We start from the raw sequence: 23,001 nt of genomic DNA, 5'->3' as shown, positions 1-23,001 counted from the left end.
GGGAAGGGGGAAAGACGTAGCGAGCATGGCATCAGCGTTGAAGGATGACTTTATCGGTGATGAATTCGTTAGGATGACAGAGTGGGTGGATGGGTAAACAACAGGTTTTCTGACGAGGTTGAGTTTCGTGGAGAGGAGAATGGATCGCGGTAGCAGATGAAGATAAAGGTGCGTCCGTGCACCCTACATAACGTTAATGAGGTAATACTATTTTTCCATAATCTTAAGAATGATGTCTGACGCCACTTTGGTCCCTTTACCGATCGCATCAAGGTCAACTTGGTAGTCTGAGTTGTGGTTCATAAATGGGAAGTGCTGGCCATTTTTATGTGCTTGTTCTACCAGCCTAGGCTCAGCTGAACCAACGGCTAGGTAAGAGACTTTTACCCCTGGGATATGGTCAACTAAGGTTGTTGCGTCATCCGATGCCGGGGCTTGGAATTGAGGCACGACTTTGTTGATATAATCAGTGTCACGAAGCTCTTGCTGAATAAGACTAGTCAGTTCTGGATCATTGACCATGGCCGCAGCGAAGCCTTTGTAGGTAATTGTCGGTAGATCTTCTTCTGTGACGCCGTTGGAGCGCGCGATATTATTAACGATGTTGGTAATGGATTCATGCATCTGCTTGCGAACTTCGTTATCCGAGAAGTGGAGCTTAAGTTTTAGCGTGGCTTCTTCGGGGATGACATTGTTGTCGACGCCCGCTTGCACTGAACCGACAGTTAATACCGACACATCGGTCGGGTCAATGTGGCGAGAGACCACGGTTTGTAGTTGAACAATTGCTTGACCAGCCATCAGCACTGGATCTTTCGCTAAATGGGGAGAAGAGCCGTGCCCACCAATGCCGTGGAAGGTTACGTCAATGTGATCAGAGCCGGTACTAACACGACCAGGAGATGCTAGTACTGTCCCTGTCGCAAATGGGAAGGTATGCATTGCGATGAAGTAATCTGGCTCAGGTACGCCATGAGTCGTGTACATGCCATCTTGCACCATAGATTGTGCGCCTTCAATCGGCTCTTCTGCCGGTTGAGCAACCAATACCAGTGTGCCTTGCCACTCAGACTTCATTTCGGCCATGACTTTAGCTAAACCGATCAGCCAGGTCGTATGTGCATCGTGGCCACACATATGCGAAACATAAGTTTCTTCACCATCTAAGTTAGTGACTTTTACATTGCTGGCATAAGGCAGTCCGGTTTCTTCTTTGACCGCGTTGGCATCCATATCGGCACGGAACATTACCACCGGGCCGGGGCCATTTTCCAAGATACCGACCACGCCGGTTTTACCAATCCCGGTTTTTACCTCAAAGCCGAGTTTGGTTAGTTCATCGGTCACGACACCCGCAGTGCGATATTCCATGAATCCAAGCTCTGGGTTAGCATGCAGGTCTTTATAAATCTCTTGCAGACGCTCAGCTTTGCTGTCTACAAACTGGGTCATTGCAACGGATGACGCATTAACTGATGTGGCGAGTGCCATCGTAATAGCTAGGGTCGAAGCTTTTCGTAGAAATTTCATTATGTTTCACCTTTAGTAAGCGTTTTTCGATTGGTTTTATTAACCTTCACAGTAATTTTACGATGGATATAAATATCAAAAAAATTCATAATGATAGGATAATACGTACATTGTCTGGAGGGGAATGATGTTTACCCTTGAACAAATTCACTGCTTTAATCAGGTCTATGTGACGCATTCTTACAGTCAGGCTGGACGAATATTAGGTAAAACACGGACAACGGTCAGAGAGCAGGTTGTTGCGTTAGAAGACTCAACGGGATTGGTTTTGTTTCAACTCGAAGGTAAGCGCTTAACGCCGACCCAAGCCGCAGATGCGATTTATGAGCGAACCGTGTATTTAGCCAAGCATGCAAGGGATTTGCGAGAAACGCTTCTTTCATTGCATGACTCGGCGCGCACAGAGTTGGTTATTTGTTACGATTCTTTGGTGCCGATGGCATTACTCACCAATATTCATGTCGCGATATCAGAACAATTCCCACACTTGAACGTCCAATTTCTTGACCGTGTTCGTGAACATGCGTTTGTTGAGGTAAAGCAAGGAATCGCTCATATAGCATTAATGGCGAGTGAAAACTTGCTAGCTACATCCCATGAATTGGATGTGATCAATCTAGGAACGATGCGGTTTTCAGCCTACCTTTCTCATCAGCACCCACTGGCGAAGGCGGCGTCTGTCAGCCTTAATGAACTGCGCTTGGTGAAACAGTACATGACAGAGAGTGCGGCAAGGGGGGGACTCGGTGCTTATCCCATGTCGGTAAACACGCAAATTATTACTGATACTAACCTGTTATTAGAGATGGCCGCGAAAGATGGCTGGACCATCATTCCAGAATGGCTAGCAAACTCTCAAGTAACACAAAAAGGGCTGATCAAGCTTGATCTCGAAGAAGTCTTGCAGTCACAGCCGCATAACCTTTGTGCATTTTTTCCAATTCATTACCGCAGTGATGAGCAATTGCGTGAGGTAGCCAACATTGTATGCCAATTAAGCAAGCAATACCTAGCCTAAAAGACGCTCCATCGTGATTGATGGAGCGCTATCTTGAACAAGCTAATGATTAAAAGCGGATGTTGGTACGAATACCCGCTAACCAAGCTTTGTCTTGGGTGTTGAGCGCTGACGTGACGTATTGAATATCAGTGGTGATAGTCAACCAAGGTAGTGGCTCATAGGCGTAGTAAGCTTCGAATCCTTGTTCATTTCGTAGCTCATAGGGAGTTGGTAACGCATTGATGCTGTCTTGGAGATCATCGGATAGATCGTAGTAGTAGTAACCGAGCCCCCAAGTGTCCGTTGGACGGTCGAAGAACAGCGCTTTACCACCTAAGCCACCAGCAAAGGTCGCGTTAAAGACGTTCGGGTTACCGTCAGCCAGTGAACCACGCAGGTGCAAGCCCCAAGATTCCGTTGGATTACCCGCTCGCTCAACTAAGTTGTGCGACAGTTGGAAGCGTGCGTTGTACTTGTATTGTGCGGTCGCATCGAAGTTTAAGTCTGGAGTCAGTGAGCTAAAGTCCGCGCCTTTTTCCGTGCTGTAAGCATAATTAAGTGATAGCAAGGTTTGGCGGTCAAACAGTTGGGTAAAGTGTGCGAAGCCTAAGCTGGCACTGACACCATCGTCAAACAGACCGCTTGAGTTTAAGTTTTCGGTGTAGCGATCTCGTGGGTCGAACACCATCGCGCTCCAAAGTGTGTTTCCAACTTTGTGATTCGCAATGACCCCGAAAAACGAAGGTGGCACTACACCACTAGGCGGCGCAGTAAACGCCAAGTTCATAAAGCCATGGCGTGTGCCACCGCCATAGAAACTGGCTGGGCGCATCATTTCAATCGCATCAAACTTACCGATCATGAGTTGGGTCGCTGGGCTAAGCTCATGGTTGTAATTGAAACTCGTCACCATCACTGAATCGTCATGAGCGAACAGGGTTGAGTTTGGGCTGGAGAGCTGAATAAGGCCAAAATCATTTGCCTTACCCGTACTGGCAATCACTTGTGTATTAAGTTTGCCCCCTTGCCAAAGACCGAGCGCAGCAAAATCAAGTTGGGTAAATAGGTCAAAACGGTGAGAGGTGTTGGAGCGGTCATTTGGTGTCGTATTGAGCGGTGCTTGGTAGACGTTAGTGTACTCGGCATTGACTGTCACCCCCGACTCGGTGAGATGCGTTCTTGCGCCAGACCAATCTTGAGTAAGTGTGTTTTCAAAGGTCGAATTGGTGGTAGCTTCAGCGCTATAGACACTAACCGTGGTCGTTAACGCGAGTACGATGGATGCTCGTTTCATATGAGTTCTCTGTTATCACGATATATGACTTAAGGTTTAATTAAGCCGTAATTGATACGCACGAAGCGCGCAGTTGGACAAATTGCAACCTATTCTGACAGGTAAGTTGAGCGCGATAGGCGTCGATGGCTTCGCTAAGATTGAGCAAGCCCTTACGGTAAGCGGCGGCAATATGAAGGCCGTTGCCTTCAGTGAGTTGGGTCGGTTTAGATACCATTTGTCGATGCTTAAGATATGAAAATAGCAGACGCATTTTCTCTTCATCTTGGCAAGGGGAGGCGGCATCGTTGTTGAGCAAGTAAGTGGCGACCTTTCGTGCTCGCTCTAGCAGTTGATTAAACTGTTCGTAGCGGTTTAGATTGACCACAATCGACAGATGCTCGACTAATGTAAGCGCCTGATCTATGTGTGCAGCTTCCACTTGTTGTTTCTCTAACGTGTCCTCGACTAACTGTTCGACGCGCGCGATAATGCGGCCTTTCTCTTTCGGAAAAATTTTTACTGAGTCGTCCCTAACATGAGCAATAATTTCCTGAAATAACCTGACAAAATCCGTCAGTTCGGGTTGTTTGATGGTCATGATGTCCACAGTGTTTAGGTTATCTAACGTACAACGCGACGGGAAGGGATTAACGATCACGCAGCAGTGTATGGATATGATTGATATCGGTTTGGCTCGCTTCCCAGCCCAAATTCGGTTGGGCTACTGAGTAGTGAACAAACCGAGCAAAGGCAAGGGGAGCAATCAGCATAATCAAGAGCATGATCAGTGTTATCACAAGCGGTTTGTTCATTCTGAAAGCTCCCTAGTGGCAATCAGAGCGTGGGGCCTTCCTAAGGCTTGATGCTTATTAGGCCCACACTCTTGATATTATTGTGTGTTAAAAGAACCACTTCATGCCGATTTCGACACGTAGTTCAGGATCGTTGTTAATTTCAGTACCATCAGGCAAAACGACATCAGCTGAACCGTATTCGAAACGAGTCATTAGCCATTGCGTACGGTCAGAGCGAGTCGGTGCGCTGACAAAGAAATTGAGTTTGCTTGATTCCATAGAGACCACATCACCTTCTGCTTTGAAGTACTCTGGTGAAAACTGAATGAAGCTGCCTGAGTCGCCAATTTCTTTCGTCAGAAACATGTTTAGCATGTAACCATCTGCACTTTCACCAAACACGTTACCTGTGGTGTAAGCGATGTTCGGAAACACTTTAGCGCCAAAGGTGTAGGCAGGATTGATCAGGCCGATGACACCCGCTGAAAATAGCGTTGTATCTTTTAATCCTGAATTTTTAGCGGTTCCAGCTTCGCCATTTTGGTGGATTAAATCGGTCGAGAAGCCAACGCGCGGCATTAAATGATTGTCTAGCGCATGAACTTGAAAGTACTGCACACGACCTTTTTGGTAATCTGTACCAACCTTATGTTTCCCATCAATTTTAGCGTCATCGTTACCAATTGTGCCTTCTGCAAAGCCAGCAAATTGAATGTCGTCAGACCATGCGCCAGTCATCATTCCTGACATGCGAACGTCAGCATTCGAGTCTAGAAATACAGCGGCTTGGGTATAAACGCGTGTCAGGTCGGAAGGGTTGATGACTTCGCTTTCTTGTTCTTCGGCAATTGCGGTACTCGAAAGGACGAGCAGTAGCGTCGCAGCAACAGTTGTTTTCTTCATGGATTCACCTCGGATTAATAGCTTTTTTAATTCATTAATGGACAAAGGTGCTTCCTTGCGTGACCAATGTTTAAATATGGAATGGTGACGGCGTATATGAAAAATTGGGGGAATAGGTTCTTACCTTCATAGGCGTTGTGTCACTCAATTCTTAGGGGCATTAAAGCAAGCGAGCGTTCTTTCCGCTTTGCATTTTAGGCCAGTAGGTTGGCAAGATAGGACAAAGGAGAAATTGTTGATATAGGTCATGAAGATATGCTGATTACAGTGAACTAATCGAGGAAAATAATAACGAGTAGGAAGATAACCGCCTCACTCAGCGTCAACCGCGGCCTTAATAGGGTTGATGAAAAGATTGAATGGTTTGTTGCTGAAATAGCCATACACAGCGACTCTGGTGTTAGGTTTCTCTGGTAGGAATATTTGCTAAATAGGTAAGGTGGCAGGGTGACGCTTTGCTGAAGTGAGTATGGACGGACGTAAATAACCGAACGGTAATCAAGCCTTGTACAGGCGCTTTACGTCACTCAGGTAGGTGGTCGTTAAGATTGGTTAAAAGCTTGAGTCAGCCACGTCTTCACCGCTTGTCGTTGGGCTTTAGGACCGTTAATGGTGATCCACTTTTGGTCGAAAGCCTGCTCGATGGTAATTTGCTGCTCCAAGAGTGCATTAAAAACACTTAACTCGCTGAGTATCATGAGCTCACCGAGCTTGGGTTTGTTTTCGCCTTGATATTGACTAAGCCAACCGCTCGAGTGGCCAGTGACGCTAGAGTAGTGTCCCTCAACAACTTGATAAAAGGTGAAGGGCTCAACGGGCATGGTGCTGTTGAGCTTCTGGGACAATAGCCAATTGATCATTGCGTGCGGTTTTTGAATCTGTGCTATCTCATTGCTTTCACTCGCTTCGATTATGCTTGGCAGCGTCAACATGATCGCTGGGTAGTTGGGAACGAACAGTCGCCCACGATCTTGATGAAAGTTACAAGCTAAAGCGGTGGGTGTCACGATGAGTAATAATAGCCAAACAATACGGTTCATAGTCTCTCCAGTGTTTTGTTATGCACACATCTGTTGGTGGCCAGTCCACCGTGGTAGGTTAAGGACTGGCCTGTTGGCTCAATGAGTCACTATAGTGCGGCTGGTGAGTTTTCAGAGTAGGTAATGTTACCGTTCATAACCGTCGTTTTTACTTTGATATTTCGTAGTTTTTCAGGTTTAACGGTTAGTGGGTTGCTGTCAAGCACGACAAAGTCAGCGTACTTTCCTACTTCTAGGCTACCTGCCACGTCTTCCATACCAAATTGATACGCTGCGTTGACTGTATACGATTCCAACGCTTGGTATGGTGTAATCGCTTGGTCGGCACCAAGGACACGGCCCGATGACGATTGGCGCAATACAGAAATTTCCATATTCAAGAACGGATCGATGTCTGATACGGGTTTGTCGTTATGCATAGATGGCTTGAGGCCTGCGTCAAATGCATCTTTCATTGCGCTCAATCGCTGCGCTCGCTCTGCACCGAGCGTATGGTCGTGGTGCAAGTCACCCCAGTAATAGACATGCGTGGTAAAGAATGTCGGATTGGTCTTTAGTTCAGCCATGCGCTTTATTTGATCCGGTCGTGTGTATTGAGAGTGAATCAATTGCGGGCGAATCTCGAGGTTGTTAGTGCTTTTCTGTGCATGTTCAATGGCGTTAAGAGCCATATCTGTCGCACCATCTCCGTTGGCGTGGAATGCCGGCCATAGCCCAAATTCGTAGATGTCGATCATCTGCTGGTTAAAGTATTCTTGGGTACCTTGTGCGCCGCCACTTCCGAAGCTGTCATCATAGTAGCCTTTAGAAAGGTTGCCCGTTCCGCCTTGAATCGAACCATCTGTCCATGTTTTAACAAAGGGTACTTTAAATTTTTCGTTCTCGTAGTCGCTGACGCTACTCGCTAGATCAGCAAAATTTGGCGCTGTAGAGAAAAGTCCACCCACCAAGCGCACCGCAAAGTCATCTTCGGCGGTGACGTTGGATAACAACTCCAAAATAGGTTGATTCATCACACTTAAATCAGACGCGGTTGTGATACCGACTTGAGCGCGCTGTTTAGCGGCAATACGCGCGGTCTGTTGGTTGGCCGTTGGGTAATTGGTAACCAAAAACATCGCAGGTTGTCCCGAAAGGTATCCTGTGAGTTTGCCATCTTGATCTTTTTCGATATTTCCGCCTTGCGGGTTAGGGGTTGTCTCATCAACACCTGCCAGTTCAAGAGCTTTGCTGTTCACATAAACACCGTGGCCGCTTAAGTGAAAAATGGCAACAGGTTTATCAGGATGCAACGCGTCGAGCTCACTGATATGAGGACCACGGCGTTCTTCATACAGGGTTTGGTCCGCGCCAAACGCATTCACCCAACCGTCTTCATTCGCTTCGGTATTACCGATCTTAACCAAGGCATCAGCAAGCTTTGGCGTCGAAAAAGGGGCAACGTCGGTAAGGACTGATGAACCGCTGGACAAGAATAGGTGGTCGTGGGTTTCCAATAGACCAGGAATGATCGTTTGGCCATTGAGGTCGGTGGCGTCAACTGGCGTGTCAATCGCTGCGCGTACCTTTGCTTCTTCGCCAATGGCGATGATGTGACCATCTTTATACGCCATGGCGTTAGCAGAAGGCTGGGCCGGGTTCATGGTGATAATGTCAGCGTTAACGAGTAATTGCACCGGAGAGAGGGCTTGCGCTGAAGCGGCGAAGCTGAGTGAACTCATCAATGCTATTAGGCTGTGTTTTTTGAATGATTTTGTCATATTTCTATACCAGACTGAGCTAAAGAGTCTCTATTGTATCGTTGTACAATTTATCCATTCAACTGCATACTGGTGGGGTTTCCCGTCCATATGTTGAGGAGTGATATGTTGACTATCGAACAATTGGCGAGTTTTAAAGCTGCGTACGAAATGAATAGCTATAGCGCCGCGGGTCGGATGATAAACAAAGACCGAGCTACGGTGAGGGAGCATGTGATCGGCCTAGAAATTGACATCGGAAAAACACTGTTCACCGTTAAAGGCAAACGACTTGAGCCTAGTCCCGCCGCCATTCAGCTCTATTCAAAGGCGAAACACATCATTAAGCAAGTCGCTGACTTTGAACATAGCGCAAGAATGATGTATGACACAGACCTGACCGAGCTAACCATACTCCATGAGACCGTACTGCCAACAGCGTTTTTATGTGCGATTGAGCAATCAATAGCGTCGCGTTATCAAGGGCTTAAACTCAGACTATTGCACAAGAACCGCCTAGAAAGCTTGAGGTTATTAGAAGAGGGAGAGGCACACTTTGCGATTTTGGCTAATCAAGGCCAGGCATTTCCAAATGAAAAAGTCGAGGTGACGTATCTTGGCGTATCGCTATTCTCGGCCTATGCGCATCCAAGCTCGTCGCTATTTCTTAATCCTGCTGTTTCTCTACTTGATTTGACTGAGGAGATGCAATTTGTCAGTGAAAATATTGATGTTTTACCATTAAATGCAATGAAGCATTCAAATAGTCACTGTGTAGTGAGTAATACTGATCTGATCGTAGAGTTACTACAATACGGAGGTTGGAGCGCACTAAACAGACTTGATGCCGCTCGCTATGAAAAAGCTGGGTGGGTTAAAGAGTTGCCACTCAAAGAGCTGACACGACCATACAGTGTTGGCATTGCGTTTTTCCAAACGTATGCGTTGCAATCTAACCAGACGATTACAGATATAAAGCAACTTATTGTTAGCCAAGCAAAAGACTATCTGACCGAAAAGGGGCATTTCTGTTAGCAAGGTTTTTTGGCTGAGAACGGATCTCTTTAACTTAATAAAAAAGGTGCTGCATGGCGATTAAAGCAATCCAACGCGAAGCGAATCTCTTCTCGATTATTGCTAGTAAGACCAAAAAACAGACATAAGCCTCGCGTGTAATTGCGCGTCGCTTCACTCAGTGAAAGTGGTAGGAGTAGACCTTGTTGGACAAATGGCTCAGCCATGGGAATAGATAAGGCTATCCAGCCGCCTTGTGCGAGCAGAGCACAGGCCAAATTGACTGAACTTACTTTTTCTATCGTATTTGAGATGCGAAAGCAGCCTAAATCCCCTTCCTGAGTTTGAGACAGTTCAAATTGGGTTTCGAGCCTGAGTTGATTAATCGCGACATTTGGCTGTTGGGCGAGAGAGGCGTGAGGGCTGATATAAGCACCAAGAGCGATATTGCCGATATAAAGAGAATCAATTCGAGCTTGCGTTCTGGGTGAGTCTTCGGTAGCCATTATCGCAATGTGGCATTGGTTCTGCTCGAGGCACTCGTAAGCGTACTCTCTTGAGGCGCACATAACGTCAATGGTCAATTGAGGGTATTGTTCTTTGATCTCTATGATGGCATTACTCAGCCATGCACTTGGAATTTGATCATCATGCATGACGATCAATTTTTCGAGTGGATCATTGAGTAGAGAAAAGGCGGTTAACTCAAAATCTTGGGCTTGTTTACTTAGGTTGGTGGCACGAGAGATGAGCTGGTGTGCGGCATCGGTGGGTTTTGCTTTTCGTCCCTCAATGTGGAACAGCTCAACTCCGACAATATCTTCTAAGGTCACCACTTGCTCGCGAATTGTACTGCGCTCTTTTTGTGCGGCGCGAGCGGCGGCACTGTAGGAGCCATGTTGGTACACCAGGGTAAACGCGTGAATCTGTTCAATTGAAATCATAGAGCAACCTTGTCGCGAGAATAATGTATAAGATACGGGGTTGTTGGCCCTTTGTCATGAGCGTACGTCAACCAAGGTTAAAAAATTGCTATCGACTAAAAAGCCTAAGCGTTTTTGCTTAGGCTTTGGTTTTATCCCGATAATTGATTTTGTTTACTTCGCGTTATCTAGCTGTTCTGCCACTTTGCGGAAGTAAGCTGGTGCTTTAATCTCACCGTAAGGCTTCACATAAGGTGTTGCACCGAAGTAAACGGCTGCAAAGTCACGCGATGGATCAACGTAGACACCTTGACCAGAGTTGCCGTGTTTGTACATGGCACCATCTTCAAAAATGAAGTCGAACTGATAGGCACCTTTCACTGGTTTTTCACCAAATAGACCAATCGCTTGGTTTTCTTTGTGACCGCCTACAAATGCGTCTGCGTTACCAGCTGAACGAATACGTTCAAGTAGAGTCGCTGTGACTACCTGCTCGTGTGCTACCTTATCCCAGCTTGGTGTGTACATGGTTGCGTACTTCGCGAAATCTTCTAGTGTCGAAGACATAATCGCTAGGTTCAGTGGTGTGCCGTCAGGCGTTAGGTGAACCTGTAGCGGCATGCGTGCACCCAATTTACCCCAAATGCGCTCTTCTGCAACGTCAGTCCAACGTTTATTAGTTGCATTTTGAATTACTTGGCCTAGTACGTGCGTGTTAAGTGAAGAGTAGCGGAAACGGTCACCAGGTTTTTCGTTTTCTAGTGGTTGCACTTCTTTAAGTACGTCAAACCATGTTTCACCTGTAGTGCAGCCATTGGTAGTGCCAAGTGCAGAACTAATGAAGCGCACGAATACACCTTCAGGGTCTAGGATAGATTCGTTACTCTCTTCGTGATTAAGACCAGCTGTATGGTTAACCAAGTCAAGGATAGTGACGTTGTCCCATGCGGTGCCTTTAAGTTCAGGTACGTATTTCGTGGTTGAAGCACTCATATCTAACTTACCGTCTTCCGCAAGCATTGCCGTGATAAGACCAGTCAGTGTCTTTGATGATGACATCCAAACGTGTGAATCCGTTGGTTTCATACCCGGGTATGCTTCGTACACCACTTCGCCTTTGTGGATCATCATCACCCCTTGGTGACGGAATGTTGGATGAACGAAGTAGTCATCCATCTTCAGTTCACCTTCGCTGTCAGTCTTGACAGTGATGTTACCGATTTCGTTATTGATATTGCGCGCCAATATTTTTTGCTCGGTCGCAGGATTAACATTGTCGGTGCGCATTACAGTGCTGAAGTTGGTCATGTAATACAGCGCATGGTCACCACCCATTTGAGCATGGAAGCTTTCGAAGCTGTCGTACGCGCCTTGCACAAAATCAAGTTCAAAAGACTGTTTTGCAGCGGTAACTGGCAAGTTTACCGAGGCACCCGGCGCATTCAGGTACTTAGCTAGTGGATGTTCTGCTGGTACATTTGCGTGAGCAGATGCTGATACGAGTGCGAATGTGAGTGTGGTTAAGGTAAATTTTTTCATAATTTTCACCGAAGGTGGTTATTTATAGGAACAGAATGTTTGTTTCGACAATGATAATAACGTGAATTTAAAAACAAAAAATTCAATTATGTAGGGTCTTTCCTTCCAAGTTAACTTGTGGCGAAAAAGAGCTCTGGGTAGGACAGAGCTCTTTGGCTTTGGTTAACTTCAGTCTTCTTTATTCAATGCGTTCAATAATGGTTGCGATACCTTGGCCCATACCAATACACATGGTCGCAAGGCCGTAGCGCCCGCCACGCTGCTCCATGATGTTGATCAGAGAACCGACAATGCGCGCCCCAGAACAACCGAGTGGGTGACCGAGTGAAATCGCACCACCATGCAAGTTTACTTTGTCATCACGTTGCTCCCACAACCCAAGGTCTTTTAGACAAGGAATCGCTTGAGCAGCAAACGCTTCGTTGACTTCAGCAAAGTCGATTTGGTCAATGCTTAATTCTGCTTTCTTCAGCGCTTTTTGTGTTGCTGGAACTGGACCATAACCCATGATCGCAGCAGGAACACCTGCGCTGGTCGCAGCAATTACGCGTGCTCTTACTTTTAATCCCAGTTCGATGGCTTTTTCTTCACTCATCACCAGTAGACATGACGCGCCGTCAGACAAGGCAGAGGAAGTGCCCGCAGTGACTGTGCCGCGTGGGTCGAATACAGGGCGAAGCGTAGACAGTGACTCTGCCGTGGTTTCAGGCCGAATAACTTCATCGTGTTTGACTAAAATCGGCAGCCCCTCAGTATCGTGGCCTTGTGTTGGGACAATCTCGTTATCAAAGCGACCTTCAAGGGTGGCTTGATGAGCAAGACGATGAGAACGAGCGCCTAGCTCATCTTGTTCTTCACGCGATACGCTATGCATCTTGCCAAGGGCTTCTGCAGTTAGTCCCATCATCGCAGAGGCTTGCGCCATGTTGCGATTATATGGGTTCATGCTGATGCCTTTTGTCATTGGCACGTGGCCCATGTGTTCAACACCACCGACTAGCACTACATCTGAGTCGCCAGCTTTAATGGCACGTGTTGCCATGTGTAATGCATCCATTGATGATCCACACAATCTGTTGACTGTGGTTGCGGGTACTGTCTCAGGAAGGCCAGCTTGCAAAGCCGCGACGCGAGCTAGATTCGCACCTTGCTCTTCAGTTTGTTGCACGCAGCCCCAAATGACGTCGTCGATAAGCGTTACATCGAGGTTAGGTTGACGCTTAATCATGCTTTTCATGAGGTGTGCAGACAGATCGTCGGCACGTACGTGGCGGAACACACCATTTTTTGATTTACCCATAGGAGTACGGATAGCATCAACAATCACTACATTTTTCATTTTGTTTCTCCTAATTAGGCGTAAAAGCTTTGGTTGTTATTCGCACGTTCAATCAAACCCTGAGGTATCGCGTAGAGTGAGCCCAATGCTTCGTATTTTTGCGCGAGTTCCACTAAGTTATCGAGGCCAAGGCTGTCCATGTAGTAGAAAATACCACCGCGGAATGGAGGGAAGCCCGTACCATAAACAAACGCGATATCGCCTTCTTGAGGAGAACTGATGATGCCTTCATCTAGACAGCGAATTGCCTCAAACATCATTGGTAGCATCATGCGCATGGTCACATCTTCATCGCTAAATACCGCAGGAGTAGCACATTCGCTATCAAGTAGCACTTGAGTATCAATGCTGAGTGACAGCTGTAGACGACCTTTACGATCTTTTTGGTAGCTATAGAAGCCGTGTTCAGATTTTTGACCAAGCTGTTCACGCTCACAAAGCATTTCGATCAGGTTGACTTGAGGCTTACCTAAGCGAGTAGGGAAGGCTTCATCCATCACATCCATACAGTGCTTAGCCGTATCAAGGCCAATCACATCTGCAAGGTGCGCTGGGCCCATTGGCCATCCAAAGCCTTTGCTCATCACTTTGTCTGCTTGTGCAATGTTACCGCCGTCTACCAGCAGTTGGTTGAATGCAAGGAAGTAAGGGGTTAGGCAGCGATTTACCAAGAAGCCTGCACAATCATTCACTACTACAGGCACTTTGCCTAATTGAAGAACATAGTTAACCGCTTTGGCGATGGTTTCCGTTGAGGTTTTTTCGCCACGAATCACTTCGACTAGCGGCATACGGTGTACCGGGTTAAAGAAGTGGATACCACAGAAGTTTTCAGGTTTTTTCAGTGCCTGAGCTAGCCCACTGATCATCAACGTTGATGTATTTGATGCGATGATGGCGTTAGGTGCCGTCTCTTCAAGTTGAGCCAGTACTTTCTCTTTCACCATTGGGTTTTCAACCACTGCTTCGATGATCAGGTCGGTGTCTTCCAGTGTCGCGTCGTGCAGTGTCGGCACGATGCGATTTAGGACATTGCCCATCTCGCGTGGGGTTTTCTTGTTACGTTCGACTTGCTTGGTTAAAAGGTTGTTCGCTTCTGATAGACCAAGATCGAGACCTTGCTTGTTGATGTCTTTCATCACCACATCAATGCCACGGTCGGCACTCACATAGGCAATGCCACCACCCATGATGCCTGCGCCGATCACGCCGACTTGCGCCGTTTTGCTCACATCAGACTGTTCAGCGTGCTTTTTCGCCGCCGCTTTTACCGCCATATCGCTTAGGAAAACATTCACCAGTGCATCAGCGACCCCGCTTTCTGCACAAGCCACGATGCCTTTTGCTTCAACTTTCAACGCTTCATCACGAGTGCAACGCGCAGCGTTGAATACGGTATCGAGAATAATGCCAGGGGCAGGGTAGTGAGGGCCTGCCACTTTTGCCACCATGCCGCGAGCGACATTAACTGACATCGCTAGCTCTAGGTCATTGATTGGCAGGGCTTGACATTTTTCTGATTGACGTGCCTGCCAGTCCAGTTCACCGCACTGCGCACGCTCGATAACGCGCAGCGCTTGCTCTACCTGATTTTCTTGGTTTGGTTCAATGATACCGTCAACCACGTGATCACTTAGCGCTTTCTCAGCTGAGAAATTTTTGCCTGTAGTCAGCCAAGCCAGAGCTGTATCAACGCCAACGATACGTGGAAGACGCGTAACGCCGCCCCAACCAGGCATAATGCCAAGTTTCACTTCTGGTAAACTGATTTTCGCATCGGCAGTTGCTAAGCGGTAGTCAGCTAATAAAGACAGCTCAACACCGCCGCCCGCCGCTACACCATTGATGATCGCTACTTTTGGGCAATCGAGATCTTCAATGCGGTTGTAGATAGAGTGTACCCAATCTAGGAAAGGTGTAATCGCCGCGTCACCGTCTTTAAATAGATCGCGGAAGGCTTTCACATCAGCACCTGCACTGAATAGCTTTTTTCCAGAACGAATGATGAGGCCTTTTGGCTTATCTTGTTCAAGAAGAGTAATACACGCTTCAAGCTCTGTTAGCGCGGCATTACGTAGTGTATTGACTGGATCTTTTTCAGCGTTGAAGACTAGTTCAACCGATTGCTTGTCGCCCAGTGTATTTAGGGTAAAAAATTGACCTTTGTACATAATCTGGACTCCTTATTTAGCCAAACCAAGTTTTGTCGCTTGCTCTAGAAGCTCATCTCTAAACTTTGGGTGAGCAATGTTGATGAGGGTTTTCACGCGTTGTGGCGTCGTCAAACCACGTAGGTCGGCTGCGCCGTATTCGGTGACAACAACTTGCGTGTCGTTGCGAGGCGTAGTGATAGGTGTTCCTGTTGGAAGTGCAATGCGGATGTTTGACTCCAGACCTTCTTTACCATCACGTGTTGAAGATAGGGCCAGAATGCTGACGCCGCCTTTAGACATGCCCGCCGCGCGAACGAAGTCAAGCTGACCGCCAGAGCCAGAAATTTGTGAGAAGCCGACGCCTTCAGACGCGACTTGACCAACCACATCAACCATGACACAGGTGTTGATTGAAACGAAGTTGTCGTTTTTGGCGACTTCGTAAGCGTCGACCACATCGGCCATACCACCCATTTCAATTGCTTCGTTGTTGTGCAGGAAGTCCATCACTTCTTGAGGACCGGCTGCAAATGCAGTGATGATTTTGTTCGGCTTGTAGTTTTTTAGCTTGCCGCTCACCGCGCCCGCTTTACACATTTCCATCAAAGATTCGGTAAACATCTCAGTGTGGATACCCAAGTCTTTGCGGTCTCGTAGCGCCATGCCCATTGCATTAGAAATGGTACCAATACCAATTTGTACCGTCATGCCGTCTTTAATGTAGGGACTAACGTGCTCGGCAATTTGTTGCTCTAGTTCGCTTGATTCGCCCGCTTTTGGCGTGGCAACACTGTGGTGGCCTTCAATAATGAAGTCAGCGTAGTCAATATGAATAAGGTTATCCTTGTTGCCGATGAATGGCTGTTGGTCGTTCACCACGAAAAGGACTTTTTCTGCGTACTTCAGGGCTTCTTTGCTGCCAACACCGCCACACGCGCCTAGGCTTACGTAACCATCAGCATTTGGTGGAGTCACCTCAATAATGACTGTGTTTGGTTGTAGTTTTGCGAACGTTTGCTTGAAGTTTGAGAAGTGGAAGTTCATGACTTCAATGTTACCGCCATGCTGGCACTTGCGCTCTAGCGGGCCCATGAAAAGACTGATGTGTTTGAAGTTCTCTTTATATTGAGGTTTTAGGAATTCGTATGGGTAAGTCATTAGGCCTGTGTATAGCTCACAGCCGTGAAATTGGTTCAGGTGTTTGTCGAGTTCCTGTAGAAAAATAACTGGCATCGACAACAAGCCACCAGCCCAGATTTTATCGCCCGATTCAATTTTGCCTACTGCCGACTCCAACGAGATGATTTTTTCGGCGAATTGATTTTTCCAGTCAGTCATAGTGACGCTCTCTGTTTTCGTATATTGAACTATTCGACATCGACTTCTCAACCGTGAAAATGTCTGATGCATCATGTCCAATGTGATTTATGTAGGGAAGAAAGTCCGTTTCACTGCATACAGCTTACTCTGTTGATGGAGGTCAATATTTGGCTTTTTAAGACAGCTAGTATGCAAGTTAAGACAGTGTTAACCTTTGTGTATTGGGTCACAAATTTAGGGTGTTAAGTGATATGAATCATAAAAAATCCGTTTTTGACAACGCGCTTTCTGTCCATGCTGGATGGGTAAAGTTGTTGAAGCCGATAGGAGAGGAGTCGTTGATTCAAGCTATTCGTTGCAATGACGAAGCTAGGGTCAATGTGCAGGATTTACGCTCTGCGCTTTATCACGCGTATCAGCAAAATGAGACACCAATCATGTTGGCTAACATTGCCGAGACTGTAGAGTCATTGACGTTTGGCAGTTTTTCGACTGCGCTATGGACGGCGCGAGATCTTGACAGCTTGCTGAGAGTGCTGCAGGAGTACGTGATCGTATTGAGTGCGCCAGTGCGATTGGTTTACAAACGTGATCGCCAAGGAAATGCCGAGCTTTGGGTGATGGATACGGAGTCGCTGGGTAACGATTCAAAAGTCAGTTACCTTGGGATCACCTTGTTTATCGCCGTGGTGATTAAAATCATTCACAAGGTGTTAAGCAATAGCAAAGTGATGCTGGATGTTTGTTTGATAGAGCATCGTTATCGCGAGGAAGAAAACGCGCTACTAGAGCAGGTAATGCGCTGCACAATAGTGGAAGGGGCACCGATCCGTAAGTTGGTTATACCTAAGCGTTTTCTTCATATTCCCCTCACCCATAGTGACAAAAATCTTCATTTTTCTTGTGTGAACCTATTACGAGAAGAGGCGGAACGGCTGAAAAAAGATGATTTGATTCTTCAGATTTATCACTTCCTCAATAAACAGAGTAACTTAGTTGATGTAAATGGCCGTGTGATTGCCGATGCGCTGAATATGAACTTACGCACCTTAAATCGACATCTTTCACAGCAAAATACCAGTTATCGAGGGGTTATCGAAAAGTATAAGCTTGAAAAAGCGCTACACCTCCTTGATGCCGGAAAAGTCAATATGACCGAAATCGCCTACCAACTTGGTTTTTCAGACTTGAGCACTTTTTCGCGTGCGTTTAAGAGATGGACGGGCGTACCGCCAATGTCAATAAGGCAAGACACTAAGATGAAGGGCGCCTGATTATGATTCATATCAAAAAAAATTGGGATGTCTTGAACGGTTAATTAGATGTCCTGTTTTGCCAAGTAATGAGCGTTGAGGGTTGTTTTAATACTCGCAGATTCTGTCACTAACTATTTTGGTGGCATACCAATAATGTGGAGTGTTCAATGTTAAAACAACAGCACAAAATCCTTTTTGAGCCAATGAAAATTGGCTCCTTGAAACTGAAAAACCGGTATTCGATGGCGCCAATGGGTACATTGGGCTGTGTCGACGGCGACGGGGCCTACAACCAACGTGGCGTTGAGTATTATGTCGCGCGCGCTCGTGGCGGCGTAGGCTTGATTATTACTGGTGTACAAATGGTCGAAAACGAGTTGGAACAATTTCCAATGCCTTCTCTTCCGTGTCCAACCAACCACCCAACGGCCTATATTCGTAGTGCCAAAGAGATGACTGAGCGCGTTCACACTTACGGTGCGAAAATTTTTGCTCAGTTGACTGCAGGTTGGGGGCGTTCTTGTATTCCAGGCTTTACCCCAGAAGATAAATCGATAGCGCCTTCTGACGCGCCAAACCGTTTTGATCCTTCTATTCAGCATCGAGAACTAACGACGGATGAGGTGAAGTACTTTATCGGTAAGTTTGTTGAGTCTGCGGCGATTGCGCAAAAAGCGGGCTTCGATGGTGTTGAAATCCATGCAGTGCATGAAGGCTATTTGCTTGACCAGTTCACCATGGAATTTTTTAACCAGCGTACTGACCAATACGGCGGTAGTTTTGAAAACCGCTACCGCTTTGCGGTTGAAATCGTAAAGGGCATTAAAGCCGTGTGTGGCGAGCATTTTCCTGTTTCGCTTCGCTACTCAGTGAAAGGGAACATGAAAGGCTTTGGCCAAGGTATTCTTCCTGGCGAAGTAGCTGAGGAAGTTGGTCGTGATATGGAAGAGGGCCTTAAAGCGGCCAAATACCTTCAAGATGCCGGTTTCGATGCATTGAATGTGGATGCTGGTACCTACGATTCATGGTACTGGAACCATCCGCCTAACTACTTCGAACCTGGAATGTACAAGCCTTACTGTAAGGCAGTGTCAGAGGTGGTCGATGTGCCAGTACTGATGTCTGGTCGCATGGAAAACCCCGATCTAGCAGCGCATGCAGTCGAGAATGGCATCTCTGATGGTATATCAATGGGGCGCCCACTGCTGGCTGACCCAGATACGGTTAACAAGATTCGCCGTGGTCGTTTTGAAGAGGTGCGTCCTTGTCTTTCGTGTCACTTAGGCTGTTTAGGTCGTATGGCAGAAGTGGGGAACTTGTCTTGCGCGGTGAACCCAAGCTGTGGCCGTGAAGAAGAGTTTCGCTTAGCGCCAACCCATCGTAGCCAGAACGTCGTGGTTGTCGGTGGCGGTGTTGCAGGTATGGAAGCAGCGCGTATTGCCTCAGAACGTGGTCATAAGGTGACACTGCTTGAAAAATCAAAAAAACTTGGCGGAAACGTTATCCCGGGTAGCCAACCTCCGTTCAAGCATGATGACAAGTTATTGATTGAATGGTTTGCAGGTGAGATGGAGCGTAAGAACGTGGATGTGCGTTTTGACGTTACGGCAGATAAAGAGACCATTGAATCGTTTAATCCAAACAGCGTTATCTTTGCGACAGGTTCGCTCCCAGTGAAGCCAAAATGGTTATCAGGCCAAGATAAGCCTCATGTGATTGTTGCAGAAGACATGCTGATGAATCCAGACAAGATCACAGGAGACAAAGTCACCGTGATTGGTGGTGGTTTAGTTGGTGCTGAGGCTGCATTGTGGATGGCGCAACAGGGTAAAGCTGTGACTTTAATTGAGGGAAGCGATGACATCATCGGTGGTCCGCACGGTACTTGTTTTGCTAACTATCAAATGCTAAAAGAGCTGCTGGTTAAAGAGCAAGTGACAGTGTTGACTTCAACTTTACTACAAACCATCACTGATACAGGTGTGTTGGTTAAGAGTGACTACAAAGAGATGGAAATTCTTTCTGACCATGTAGTTTTAGCTTTAGGCTATAAGGCTGAAGATCACCTTCATGAGGCGCTGGCTAATGAGTTGGACGTGGATACTGTGTTTAACATTGGTGATAGCCAGAAAGCTCGTACCATCATGACCGCCATCTGGGATGGTTTTGAGGTTGCCAGAACACTTTAATCATTAAACAATAGACAGAAGCAGCACTAGGCTGCTTCTTTTTTGATTTCGAGTTCCAATTAAAGTAATGCAAGAGCCTACCTAAGCAAATCGGCTAAATAAAATTACCCATATTTGAAAGTAGTTTTCTTTCAGGTGTTGGTTGAGCAAAGCTGCGCTTTCACAAAAACATCAACATATGGTTGTTTTTTTGGTAACTTTTTGAAATGAAAGGAATCACAATTATCACGTTATGGTTGTTTTAACATAGTTTGAAAATCAAGAGCCGCTTTTTAGCGGCTCTTTTTTGTTTGGGACTTATACAGAAATTTTTTATGGGCAGCCTACATCACCGATCACATTCCTTACTAAAGGTGGGTAAAATAAGGCGTATGAGTTGTTTCAATGTTAGACGTTCATTCAACACATTATTGCCCCTTTTCTTGTTAACGTAAATACTCATTCACAATCTATTAATGCTGATTGGTGATATATTTTCTAATCTCTACTATTTGCGAGATTCAACAAAAAGTCAGCTAATAGCTGACCTTTTGTTTTGGTGCATAGAACGGGCGTTATGTTCAATTCAAGCAGCCTGAATCGACTTAACCGTTATTGTTATGCATTTGTTTTACACTCAACCACTCTCCAATCTACAAAATTTATACCTTTTGATAGAAAATTGTTATAGACCTTTAAAGGAACCCCCATATCTTCAAGTAATGATATGAAATGCGGAGCCATAGCAAAGTGCGTAATTATCTCTTTTTGGTTATCAGGTAATGCCTCCCACCAATTAGGAGAAAATACAAAATCCGTAAACAACATAATATAAGCCATTAACTTATTGAAATCACAATCAACATTGTAAAAAGAAGAGATAAATGAGCTTGTAATCTCATCATTTTTGGACCATTGCAAGATCACATAGCCACCTTTAACATCAGAGGAAATAGTAATACATAGGTACTGAATATCGTTAGGGACACCCTCATTTAAAAGCGAGAAACCTTCAAAATCAAATATAGGAGCTAAAATTGTTGAACACATAATGTCCGGAATACTCTGCAACCTAAAAAAAAGAAAATTTTCTTTAATCAGTTCAGGTATAAACATCTTATTTTTTGCAGTAATATATTCAAGCGATTGCTGTTCAAGGCTTTTATTCTGACTTTTTGCTTGATGACGTATATATGCAAGCTGTTTATCTGGTTTATGATATTCTGGATAGTCATTTTTTAAGATATTAATTATTGCTTCTTTTAAACTTTTATTACCCAAATACGATTTAGACATTGCTCTAAAACACAATGCATTTAGTTGTTCCTTATTTGGCGTTATTTCAATCTTTTCTATACACAAGAATAATTCAGTATCGTGCTTCGAGCAAAATCCATTAAATATCGTAGCGTTAGAGACACCAATTTTTTTAGGCAAATATACCCCGTTATTGTGTAAATCAATCAACTCTTTATAGCTAAGTGACTCGAAAGAATAAATATGTGAAGTCTTATCAGCTATTTGTCGTAAAGAGGCTTCCTGAATAGAATGAGACCTGATTGCCTTTTCACTACAAATTCCTTTACCGAGTAAACACTGTTCAGTGCGCTTGAATAACTTATGATTATCCTTAGACATCATCTCATAGTGTCCAGACAAAGGTATCTTATCTTTATTAAACTTTGCCAATATATTTCCTTAAAATGCATAACATTGTATTCAACGATCTCAGATCGTATATCTCCCCATGCTACCAGACACCTATCGACTGTAATTGTAAATTCACCCATATTTTCTCGGTAGTCATTATGCCTATTACGTTAAATAGCTGATTTTAAGCCGTAAAACAGGGACTTCAGCCACAAAACTCGCTAAAGCAACTAGTTGTATAACATACTGTAGGCAAAACCAGCCCCTAAGGGCTTGAAAGTTAGTTACAGAATCATGGGTATTTCACCGTGGTAAATTAAGAGGTTACTTACGAGGCAGATTTGACAACAAAGGCCCAAAATCATAAGAAAGGTAGCGGTGTTCAGATGACGTTGTTGAGTTTTAGTAAGATGAAAATTTAATCACAGAAAGATAGGTCAGCCATACCTGAGATAATTCATATTTTACTAATTTAGCAAAACCTGTAGCTCATTTCTGTCCAGAAATGTGTTTTGGATAAGTGGATTATAAAGTCATGACGTTTCAACATGATTTGAAAATAAAGAGTCGCTTTTTAGCGGCTCTTTATGTTTGGGATTTTAACCGTCATTTCGAAAAGTGTTAACTTGCAGCTATCTTCTACTTCGCATAATTCGAAGGAAACAGTGCTCGTTTCGCTTCTTCATCACGTTCGGTTTTAAATTCAACATCTTTACCGGTTTCACGGGCACGTAGTGCGGCTGGGCGAGTGTTGATTGCGTTAAACCAACGCTTCAAGTTCGGGTAAGGTTCTAGGCCTTCTTCACCAAGCACGACAGGTGCTTTATCAATCCAACCCCATGCAGCGACATCAACAATCGTGTACTCATTTCCGACGATAAATTCACGACCTTCCATATGCTTTTCTAGCACTTCGTAATGACGTTGTGCTTCACGTAGGTAACGGTTCACAGCGTAGTCTAAGCCTGCTGGCGCTGCATGGCGGAAGTGTACCGATTGGCCCGAATAAGGACCAAGGCCGCTCGCGATAAACATCATCCAAGAGAGTAGTTCGGCTCTGTCTTCTGGCTGACCACCAAGCTTGCCCGTCTTCTCTGATAGGTACAGAAGGATAGCGTTAGAATCGAATACGCGTTGTCCTTCGTCTTCAATGGCAGGTGTTTTCCCGTTCGGGTTTATTAAGCGATATTCCGGCGTGTGTTGCTCGCCCTTTAAGGTGTCAACAGGAACGAGTTCAAAATCTAGACCTGTCTCTTCTAGAAACAGAGCGATCTTCATTGGGTTGGGTGTTTGGTGAAAATAGAACTTAAGCATGGGGTAACTCCTTGTATTGATAATTCATTAAAGCACCTCTTGA

Annotated in this window: 18 protein-coding genes; 4 read left to right on the top strand and 14 right to left on the bottom strand. The window is 45.6% G+C overall.

Annotation, left to right across the window (positions count from 1 at the left end):
- Window positions 1–207: 207 nt before the first annotated feature.
- Window positions 208–1,530 carry an amidohydrolase gene (locus OC193_RS20655; protein WP_048662267.1) on the bottom strand — a complete coding sequence of 441 codons (1,323 nt, stop codon included), beginning with the start codon at window positions 1,528–1,530 and terminating at the stop codon, window positions 208–210.
- 124 nt (window positions 1,531–1,654) lie between these two features.
- Here OC193_RS20655 and OC193_RS20650 point away from each other — a divergent pair, with 124 nt between their 5' ends.
- Window positions 1,655–2,548, top strand: a complete 894-nt coding sequence (locus tag OC193_RS20650) for a LysR family transcriptional regulator (RefSeq protein WP_230682684.1) — start codon at window positions 1,655–1,657, stop codon at window positions 2,546–2,548.
- A gap of 49 nt (window positions 2,549–2,597) precedes the next feature.
- Here the strand turns inward: OC193_RS20650 and OC193_RS20645 are convergent, their stop codons facing one another.
- The 6 genes from OC193_RS20645 to OC193_RS20620 all read right to left on the bottom strand — a co-directional run bounded on the left by OC193_RS20645 (window position 2,598) and on the right by OC193_RS20620 (window position 8,303).
- Window positions 2,598–3,824 carry a carbohydrate porin gene (locus tag OC193_RS20645; RefSeq protein WP_048659902.1) on the bottom strand — a complete coding sequence of 409 codons (1,227 nt, stop codon included), beginning with the start codon at window positions 3,822–3,824 and terminating at the stop codon, window positions 2,598–2,600.
- A gap of 40 nt (window positions 3,825–3,864) precedes the next feature.
- Entirely contained in the window at window positions 3,865–4,404 is a 540-nt protein-coding gene (locus OC193_RS20640; RefSeq protein ID WP_230682269.1) for an acyltransferase, read from the bottom strand.
- Window positions 4,405–4,453: 49 nt separating this feature from the next.
- Entirely contained in the window at window positions 4,454–4,618 is a 165-nt protein-coding gene (locus OC193_RS20635; RefSeq protein WP_155407276.1) for a hypothetical protein, read from the bottom strand.
- A gap of 87 nt (window positions 4,619–4,705) precedes the next feature.
- A complete protein-coding gene (locus tag OC193_RS20630; protein ID WP_048660005.1) occupies window positions 4,706–5,503 on the bottom strand; it encodes a hypothetical protein in 798 nt (265 codons plus the stop codon).
- A gap of 542 nt (window positions 5,504–6,045) precedes the next feature.
- Entirely contained in the window at window positions 6,046–6,543 is a 498-nt protein-coding gene (locus tag OC193_RS20625) for a hypothetical protein (protein WP_048659905.1), read from the bottom strand.
- 89 nt (window positions 6,544–6,632) lie between these two features.
- A complete protein-coding gene (locus tag OC193_RS20620) occupies window positions 6,633–8,303 on the bottom strand; it encodes an amidohydrolase (RefSeq protein WP_048659906.1) in 1,671 nt (556 codons plus the stop codon).
- A 105-nt stretch (window positions 8,304–8,408) separates the two neighbouring features.
- Between OC193_RS20620 and OC193_RS20615 the strand changes: the two genes are divergently transcribed.
- Entirely contained in the window at window positions 8,409–9,317 is a 909-nt protein-coding gene (locus OC193_RS20615) for a LysR family transcriptional regulator (protein WP_048662264.1), read from the top strand.
- Between the two features lie 29 nt (window positions 9,318–9,346).
- Here OC193_RS20615 and OC193_RS20610 read toward each other — a convergent pair whose 3' ends face one another.
- The 5 genes from OC193_RS20610 to OC193_RS20590 all read right to left on the bottom strand — a co-directional run bounded on the left by OC193_RS20610 (window position 9,347) and on the right by OC193_RS20590 (window position 16,588).
- Window positions 9,347–10,240 carry a LysR family transcriptional regulator gene (locus tag OC193_RS20610; RefSeq protein ID WP_048659908.1) on the bottom strand — a complete coding sequence of 298 codons (894 nt, stop codon included), beginning with the start codon at window positions 10,238–10,240 and terminating at the stop codon, window positions 9,347–9,349.
- A gap of 153 nt (window positions 10,241–10,393) precedes the next feature.
- Complete coding sequence (locus tag OC193_RS20605; RefSeq protein WP_048662263.1) at window positions 10,394–11,758, bottom strand: serine hydrolase domain-containing protein; 1,365 nt, start codon at window positions 11,756–11,758, stop codon at window positions 10,394–10,396.
- 178 nt (window positions 11,759–11,936) lie between these two features.
- Window positions 11,937–13,097, bottom strand: a complete 1,161-nt coding sequence (fadA, locus tag OC193_RS20600; protein WP_048662262.1) for an acetyl-CoA C-acyltransferase FadA — start codon at window positions 13,095–13,097, stop codon at window positions 11,937–11,939.
- Between the two features lie 14 nt (window positions 13,098–13,111).
- Window positions 13,112–15,268 (bottom strand): fatty acid oxidation complex subunit alpha FadB, encoded by a 2,157-nt coding sequence (gene fadB / locus OC193_RS20595; protein WP_048659911.1) that lies wholly within the window; start codon window positions 15,266–15,268, stop codon window positions 13,112–13,114.
- Between the two features lie 12 nt (window positions 15,269–15,280).
- Complete coding sequence (locus OC193_RS20590; RefSeq protein ID WP_048659912.1) at window positions 15,281–16,588, bottom strand: acetyl-CoA hydrolase/transferase family protein; 1,308 nt, start codon at window positions 16,586–16,588, stop codon at window positions 15,281–15,283.
- Window positions 16,589–16,821: 233 nt separating this feature from the next.
- On the opposite strand from OC193_RS20590, the gene OC193_RS20585 reads away from it, so the two are divergent.
- Window positions 16,822–17,844: a helix-turn-helix domain-containing protein gene (locus tag OC193_RS20585; RefSeq protein ID WP_048662261.1), complete on the top strand. Its 1,023-nt coding sequence runs from the start codon at window positions 16,822–16,824 to the stop codon at window positions 17,842–17,844.
- A 149-nt stretch (window positions 17,845–17,993) separates the two neighbouring features.
- Complete coding sequence (locus OC193_RS20580) at window positions 17,994–20,015, top strand: oxidoreductase (RefSeq protein ID WP_048659914.1); 2,022 nt, start codon at window positions 17,994–17,996, stop codon at window positions 20,013–20,015.
- Window positions 20,016–20,612: 597 nt separating this feature from the next.
- On the opposite strand, the gene OC193_RS20575 is transcribed toward OC193_RS20580, so the two are convergent.
- Both OC193_RS20575 and OC193_RS20570 read right to left on the bottom strand, forming a co-directional pair.
- On the bottom strand, window positions 20,613–21,683 hold the full coding sequence (locus tag OC193_RS20575; RefSeq protein WP_048662260.1) for a hypothetical protein: 1,071 nt from the start codon (window positions 21,681–21,683) through the stop codon (window positions 20,613–20,615).
- 600 nt (window positions 21,684–22,283) lie between these two features.
- Window positions 22,284–22,958 (bottom strand): glutathione S-transferase family protein, encoded by a 675-nt coding sequence (locus OC193_RS20570; protein WP_017068442.1) that lies wholly within the window; start codon window positions 22,956–22,958, stop codon window positions 22,284–22,286.
- Between the last annotated feature and the right edge of the window lie 43 nt (window positions 22,959–23,001).

It is taken from the genome of Vibrio crassostreae, assembly GCF_024347415.1.
Taxonomy (GTDB): domain Bacteria; phylum Pseudomonadota; class Gammaproteobacteria; order Enterobacterales; family Vibrionaceae; genus Vibrio; species Vibrio crassostreae.
Note: the sequence above shows the minus strand (reverse complement) of the source record. Positions and strands in the feature narration are given on the sequence as shown.